The organism is Ascidiimonas aurantiaca (genome assembly GCF_037646345.1).
In the GTDB taxonomy this organism is placed as follows: domain Bacteria; phylum Bacteroidota; class Bacteroidia; order Flavobacteriales; family Flavobacteriaceae; genus Ascidiimonas; species Ascidiimonas aurantiaca.
On sequence record NZ_JBBEWR010000031.1, the window covers coordinates 1 to 4,614 of the forward strand.

General features: G+C 34.9%; 4 protein-coding genes. All 4 read right to left on the reverse strand.

All coding sequences use genetic code 11. The features are described 5' to 3' along the window. Nucleotides 1-663: 663 nt before the first annotated feature. On the reverse strand, nt 664-1,437 hold the full coding sequence (locus WAO84_RS17025) for a hypothetical protein (protein ID WP_340067340.1): 774 nt from the start codon (nt 1,435-1,437) through the stop codon (nt 664-666). Nucleotides 1,438-1,685: 248 nt separating this feature from the next. Further along, nucleotides 1,686-2,558 (reverse strand): abortive infection system antitoxin AbiGi family protein, encoded by an 873-nt coding sequence (locus tag WAO84_RS17030; RefSeq protein ID WP_340067342.1) that lies wholly within the window; start codon nt 2,556-2,558, stop codon nt 1,686-1,688. Between the two features lie 193 nt (nt 2,559-2,751). Continuing rightward, the gene (locus tag WAO84_RS17035; RefSeq protein ID WP_340067344.1) at nt 2,752-3,459 is read right to left on the reverse strand and encodes a hypothetical protein; all 708 of its coding nucleotides are present in this window, start codon (nt 3,457-3,459) and stop codon (nt 2,752-2,754) included. A 194-nt stretch (nt 3,460-3,653) separates the two neighbouring features. Then, nucleotides 3,654-4,286: a JAB domain-containing protein gene (locus WAO84_RS17040; RefSeq protein WP_340067345.1), complete on the reverse strand. Its 633-nt coding sequence runs from the start codon at nt 4,284-4,286 to the stop codon at nt 3,654-3,656. Nucleotides 4,287-4,614 lie beyond the last annotated feature (328 nt).

Sequence of the window (4,614 nt, forward strand, 5' to 3'; positions counted from 1 at the left end):
AAAGGAGTACCTCCTCCTTTTGGTGTACCACCAGTGCTTTCTCGTACTACCCTTAGGAAAAGGGATGTCTTTCTAAAGAACTTTTGGTACTAATTCTGTACTCATTTCATATTGTGGCCAATGCTTACATATATGTATGGCAGTTATTACTAATATAGCAATGATGGTTTGTTTTTATGCATTTATGGCATAGTATCACTGTGAGTTACGGGGTAGTGTGTGTTTTTTAGGTTTTGTTCCTTTTTACTCGTCTAAAAAGGAACGGAAAAAGGGGTGTTTTTCTAAAAAGCTTTTGGCAGGGTGCCCTTTGGCAAGCTCTGGGTGCCCAGCGGCAAGATAAATGCGGGTAGCGGTAATACTCTTATGGGCCCGGTGGCGGTATAACTTACAAGCTTAAAATACAAAGCTTGTTTTTATAAGGTACCTGCCTGTTTTGTGCATGCACCTCTTTATATGCACTATACACCTGTTAATTTTTTACAATACCCCGGCTATTTTGCTGTTTACCCCTTTTGTTTTTTTGAAGCGTATAGGTGTTTTACTAAACACACTACCTGTTTTTGGTATGCGCATGTGTATTTTACCTGTTGGTATGACTATTTGCAACGGGTAGTTGTGTATTTGAACGTGGTACTTGCTTATATGCTTTTTAACCCGGTGGGTTTAGGCATTTTCTTTGGGCCTCCTGAAAATTATTTTGCTTATTTCTCTGGCTTGGGCATTGGAGGTACCGAAAACGGACTTTACGTAGGCTTTTACGGCCAGTGCTACATCTATAAGGCCGGTATTGGGCTGGTTAATGATGTTTATACGCGTATCGCGTTTACGAGAAAGCTCGGCAAGGGCGGTATCTACATTTTTGTTGAGTATTTCTAGCTGGTTTTCCAGGGCTTTAAGGCTCTCTATTTGTAAGTCTGGCTCGTTGGGGGTATATTCTGGGCGGGTTTCTAACAGGGCTACGAGGGTTTTGAGGTTTCCTAAGCGGGCATCTACACTCATTTGTGATACGGAGATACGCGCAGGTGCAGGTGCGGGCTCTGCTATGGCAGCGGCGGTATTGGCAGAAAGGGGTTGCTGCTCTGGGGTTTTGCTACCGGGCGCACGGCGGCCGTTAAGTTTGCGTACTACGGTACGCAGGTTGTCTTCTATTTCTGTGGGGAGGCCACAGGCTATGGCTGCGTTTTGTACGCGGGTAATAAGCTTGCTAAGGGGTTTGTATGCGGCGGTTCTGGCAGCTACGGCATTTTTATAATTGGCGAGGCTCTCATTTACCTCTGCATTGGCATCTTTACTTTCTTGTAAAAGTGTTGATAAGGCGGGTATAGTGAGGTTTTCTCTTGAGGGGTTATAACTGGTACCAAAGGAGGTACATATGGTAATAAGCTTTTCAAATTTTGCGGTGTTTCTAACAAAACCGGTTTCTATGGTACTTGCCATGTTTTTATAATTTGGGGTTATACAATAGGGCAAATATCTAAAGTTGTGTGTAGAAATGAAAGAAAAAACTTAAAAAAATGTAGGTTTATATATGTTTTTTTATGGTTTTGTAGCTTATTTTATGTTGAAAACAGGTTTTTACTATTTTATACCTATTTGAGGGCTGCTTTATTTAAGGATATATGTTTACTAAAGCGTAGCAAACTAGTGGTTGCAAATTATGTTTAGACATTATGGCCTGTGGTTTTTTATAAATCTTCCACTATTTGTTCGAGTGAAATTAGTCTTGATGTTAAAAGCATAATTTCATCGTAAGTAGCTGATTTCCTAAAGATTTCCCTAATTTCATAAATCAAATGTGGTATTTCGGCATCCTTTTCTACTATAATGAACTTAATGTCTTTGGGTTTGAAATTTAATTTCTTGTGGCTTGCAAGTTTTATGTTTATCAATCTTCTTTTTGATGGTGATTCATAAAACTCTCTCTTATAAGAGTCCTTAACTCCGATTTTATTAAGTAAATTTTTAGGGGGGACATATCTCCATTCTCGCTCATCATAAAATTTAACATTACCAAATTCTTTTCCATTACTATACCCCTTTCCTTGGTAAGGTTTTATATATTTAAGGAAATGACCTAGTTGTATTGATAGTTCGAAAATCTTTTCGTTTTGAGAGGCTAAAAAATCGAATTTATCTGATTCTAAAGTGTTTTTTTGGTCTTCGGTAAGAGTTTTATTGAGGGAAATAAACTCTTTATTCTCTTCATTATCATCAATGTTAAAGAACTTATCTAAGTCTGAGGTTAACCGATTTAAGATATTTGCGGTCTCGGATTTTTCAGTTGTATAAATTACTGGACTTAAACCATTTTTTATACCCCATTCCTTGGATAGTCCAATAGAGTAAGAACCATATTTTGATGTATGATTTTTAATTTTTGATAATGGAATATCGCAAAAACAAGTCATTGGTAGCACAAGTTCTTTTTTTCCATTTATAATGTTACCATAAGATTCAAGGCTATATCTAATGTAAATTCCATTTTTCAAAATACTGGTCAGAAAGTTTTTGTTTCTAGTAAAATGAAAAAGAGTATTTGCACTTATGGTTTCTTTCATCTCGTTCTAATTACACCCAACGTCTCGTATAAGAAACGTAGGGCAGGTAATAAGCGATACGTTTCGGATTGGTACTAAGCCGAATATAAATATTTTGCTTTTATCTTTTTTCTCATAAACGCCAAATTTTATAGTTGGCTAATTTGCAAATCAACACTAACCTTTCGATTAAGCTCGAAAGCCCTATGTTTTCTTATACATTTTTGGCAACTGCTTTTTTATTTTTTAAATCAGTCACTTTCCATAATTGGTAATTCAGTCGATACATTTTTTTAAATGCCTCACAACATTTTCTTACCATAAATTCAAATTCTTTTTCTTTTGTCCAAGTGATTTTAAATTCTCCAACGCTACTTGAACTGTATTGCCAGTCTTCATTGGTAATGTCGAAAAAGTGTTTTCTCATTATTCGGAAAATCATACTCTTATTCGTTTTGAATAAGTCGGGAAATTTTTTTCTTTGTTTATCAGAAGTGAATTCATATTCTTCATACTCAAATCCGCTAAACTCCGATAATTCCATTAGGCTTTTCCAAAACTGGTCATCCATATACCTCAAGTTATCATTAAACCTTAAATTGGTTGACAAATAAATTCCATTAAGGTCAAGTCCAATTCGGTAATCACAATTTGTTTTTAGCGATTTGATAATTAATTCAGGTCCATATAAATTTTGGTAAAACTTATCATATTCCCAATTGTCTTTAAAATTTCCATATTCAAAAGAATATTCGGCAAGCTTTGAAAGTCCATTTACACAATCAATTGCAATTTTCCAATTGTCATCTGTTGAATAGTCAATGTCAGAGTTACTCAATTCGATATAAGCATTTATCTTTTCAATAATTGGATTGAATTCAGATGAATGTTTGTCAATGAGTTTGTCTAACTTTTTATTCAAATCGTTCGGTTTTTCAAAGTTGTTGCCAACGCCCAAATATACGCATTGCGGTTATTTGCATTTTATTTATGGCGGTTATCTAACTACGCTAACTGCTATAATAATGCGTATTTTGCCTTTTGTAATTGGGATTTGTACGTTTTTTTTACAATAAAAAAATATATGCTTTTACGAATAAAAGATATATTATATACTTAGGCGTCTTTTAATATTTTTTTAAGTTCGGTTTTGGTGAGACCCGTCATTTTCTTAATCATATCTATATCAAAGCCTTCATCTTGCATTTTAAGGGCTATTTGTATTGCCTTTTCTTTTTCGCCCCTTTCTTTTTCTTTTTGGAGCTTGAACTCCCGAATCATTTTTTCTTCTTTTTTGAGTAACTCGTACAAACCACTTTTTTTAATTTGCTCTATTAAACCCTGAGCAGCAAAACTGGTAAAGCCGGTCTCGGTAATGATAAGATGCTCTATGACCTCTATCTCTATAAACCTGCCTACTTTTAAAAGGCGGTCTGTAAAATCAACATCGTCTTGAGATGGTTTTAAAATACCACTGGGGTGGTTGTGTATTAATATTACTTTGGGAGCAAGTTTGTAAATGGCCATTCTAAAAACATCTGGCGGATGCACGTTTACACGGTTGTCTCGCCCAATAGCTATAAGCTCTAAAAAGAGTATGGTGTTGGTCTTGTCTAACCCTAATGCCCAAAAATACTCTTGTTTTCTGCGTACTTTGTTTTGGCGCAACAGTACCTGCTGCATAATTTTGTAAACATCGTCTTGATTGGCTATTTGTATTTTTTGTTCTTCTGTAAGGCGTACATTCATATTATTATAAAAATAAATGGGTTTTTATACGGGGTACTGCTTTTGTTTTTTATACTTAGCAAAGTAAGAAATTTTTTTAAAATTAAAATGTATGTAAATGGTAGGTTTTTTGTGGTGTTTTTGGTTTTGTTGGTTTTTGCTGGTCTAACAATGATGTTTTTCTAAAAAGATTTTGGTACTAATTCTGTACTCATTTCATATTGTGCTAATGCTTACATATACGTATGGCGATTATTACTAGTATAGCAATGATGGTTTGTTTTTTTGTAAGGGGGTATGTTTATGTTGTTTTTTGATTTTGTTCCTTTTTACTCGTCTAAAAAGGAAC